A 2516-nucleotide genomic window follows, 5' to 3' on the forward strand; every position below is an offset into this window, starting at 1 on the left:
GCCTCCACCCCCTCCGCGCCGACCACGGTCTCGGGAAGCGCGTCCAGCGCGTCCGACGCGGTCCCGCGGACGCGGTCGTCGGGGTCCGCGAGCATCCAGGCCAGGGTGTCGGCGGCTCCGCGCGGCCCGTCGCCGGCGTGCAGCAGCTCCCGGAGAAGGAGGACCGCGGCCACCCGTACCGCCGGATCGACGTCACTGAGGTACGGATCGAGATCGGCGAGCGTGGGACGGTCGAGACGCCGGAGCTCCCGGACGCGGGCCGGCGGGACGGGCGCCGAAGTCGCGGACGTCGAGGTCACGGACGTCGAGGTCGCGTGAGTCGGGAGTGTGGGCGGCGGGGTCATGGGCGTGAGCGACATGGCGAACCTCTTGGTGCCGTGCGGATCGTCGTGGGCGACGTGCGGGTGCGATGCCGCGCCCGCACGGGCCTCCCGCCCGCGTCCGTCCCGAGGGGGACGCGGAGCCGGAGGCTCCGTCAACACAGGGCGCTGGCCTGCCGCCTGAGGTCCACGTGGCGGCGCGCGACGAGGGAGGTTCGTGCGGTCACGGCCCCATCCTGACCCAGGTTCCCCTATTAGTCAACCGGGAAAGTATGGAATTACGCGGGAGAAGAGGGGACGCGCCGGGCGCGCGTCCCCTCTTCGTACAGTCGGTCACGCGATGCTCTCCACTTCCTGGGTGGGCGCGGCCTCCGTCCCGGCGGCCGGGCGCGGCTTGCGCAGCAGGACCAGGGCGGCCACCCCGCCGACCGCGGCGATCACGGCGGCGGCCAGGAAGGCCGCGCGGAAGCCGTCGGTGAGCCGGACGGCGTCGCCGAGGGCGTTGGCGCCGTGCGAGGCCGCGAAGGCGGTGGCGCCGGCGAGGCCCAGGGCCGAACCGACCTGGTAGGAGGTGTTGACGATGCCGGACGCGAGGCCCGCCTGCTCCGGCGGGGCGCCGGCGAGGGCGGACATCATGGTCGGGATGAAGGCGAGCGACATCCCGAGCGCGGCGACCAGGGACGCGGCGAGCACGTCGGCGGCGAAGCTGCCGTCGGGGCGGACGAAGGTCAGCCCGGCGAGGCCGAGCGCCAGCACGAACAGCCCGGTCACCGCGAGCGGCTTCATGCCGAAGCGGGCCATGAGCCGGCCGGTCACGCCGACCATGAGGATCATGATGGTGACGGTCATCGGCAGCAGCGCCGCGCCGCTGGCGAACGCGCCGAACCCGAGCACCTGCTGCAGGTAGAGGTTCAGGAAGTACCAGGCCGGGATCCAGGCCGCGCCGAGCAGCGCGAAGGCGATGTTGGCCGCGGCGAGGCCGGGCACCTTCCAGATGGACGGCGGGGCCAGCGGGGCCTTGACGACCTTCTGCACGATCGCGAACAGGACCAGCAGCACCACCGCGCCGGCGAACTCCAGCAGCGTCGAGGCCGAGCCCCAGCCCTGCTCCGGCGCCCGGACGACCGCGAGGACCGCGAGGGCGAGGCCGGCGGTGACCGAGACCGCGCCGAGCACGTCCACCGAGCCGCGGTGGCCGCGGATGGCGGGCAGGACGGCCGGGACGGCGGCGAGGGTCGCCAGGCCGATCGGGATGTAGATCACGAACACCCACGGCCAGCTCAGCCACTGGGTGAGCACGCCGCCGAGGAACACGCCGGCGGTGCCGCCCGCGGGGGCCGCCGCGCCGTACAGGGCCATGGCCTTGCCGAGCTCACGCGGGTTCGAGCCGAAGGTGACCATGAGCAGCGCCATCGCGGCCGGGGTGATCAGCGCGCCGCCGACACCCTGGATGCCGCGGCCGAGCAGCTCGACCCACGCGCTCTGCGCCGCCGCGGCGACGATCGAGCCGCCGATCAGGATGACCCATCCGGCCGAGAAGACCCGGCGTGCGCCGAGCAGGTCGGCGAGCCGTCCGCCGAGCAGCAGCAGGCCGCCGAACACGACCACGTAGGCGTTGAAGACCCACTGCAGGCCGCCGGGCGAGAAGTGCAGGTCACGCTGCATGTCCGGGAGTGCGACACCGATGATCGAGGTGTCCATGATGACCATGAACTGGGCCGTGGCGAGCACCAGGAGGGCCCACCACCGCCTCGGGTTGGACGCGGACATCGCCGTCTCCTATACCGATAGGGGGTATGAGTTTCTGACGCGGAGAAACGTAACACACCCCCTGGGGGTATCAATGTGCGGGACGGGTGAGCTGCGTCACACATGAAGAGGCCCCCGGTCCGCGTCATCGCGGAACGGGGGCCTCGAACGCTCTGAGGGACGGCCTCGGGGTCAGGTCTTCTCGAGGTACTCCGTGCGCTCCTCGTCGAGCAGGGACGCCAGCTCGGCGGCCAGACCCAGATGGCGTTCCAGCTCCGGATCGTCCTCGACCAGCGCGGTCGCCTCCTCGCGCGCCAGCCGGATGACGTCCTCGTCCCGCTGCAGCGTCAGCAGCCGGAGGCTGGACGACCGCCCGGCCTGCGCCGCGCCCAGCACGTCGCCCTCCCGGCGCTGCTCCAGGTCCAGCCGGGACAGCGCAAAGCCGTC

General features: G+C 73.0%; 3 protein-coding genes and 1 pseudogene. All 4 read right to left on the bottom strand.

Translation table 11 applies throughout. The features are described from left to right. Positions 1–299: hypothetical protein (locus AB0J52_RS35960; protein ID WP_500187384.1), on the bottom strand; the 299-nt coding region annotated here is incomplete at its 3' end. Positions 300–475: 176 nt separating this feature from the next. Beyond that, the gene (locus AB0J52_RS35965) at positions 476–547 is read right to left on the bottom strand and encodes a putative leader peptide (protein WP_407920898.1); all 72 of its coding nucleotides are present in this window, start codon (positions 545–547) and stop codon (positions 476–478) included. A 106-nt stretch (positions 548–653) separates the two neighbouring features. Then, positions 654–2090 (bottom strand): MFS transporter, encoded by a 1437-nt coding sequence (locus AB0J52_RS35970; protein WP_500187385.1) that lies wholly within the window; start codon positions 2088–2090, stop codon positions 654–656. 171 nt (positions 2091–2261) lie between these two features. Then, positions 2262–2516, bottom strand: a pseudogene (locus AB0J52_RS35975) (ATP-dependent DNA helicase RecG); the annotation flags it as partial.

The sequence above is a fragment of the Spirillospora sp. NPDC049652 genome (genome assembly GCF_040675125.1).
In the GTDB taxonomy this organism is placed as follows: domain Bacteria; phylum Actinomycetota; class Actinomycetes; order Streptosporangiales; family Streptosporangiaceae; genus Spirillospora.

Coding starts and splice junctions, on each gene's coding strand:
- AB0J52_RS35970 (WP_500187385.1), bottom strand. CDS start 2,090: ATGTCCGCGTCCAACCCGAGGCGGTGGTGGGCCCTCCTGGTGCTCGCC.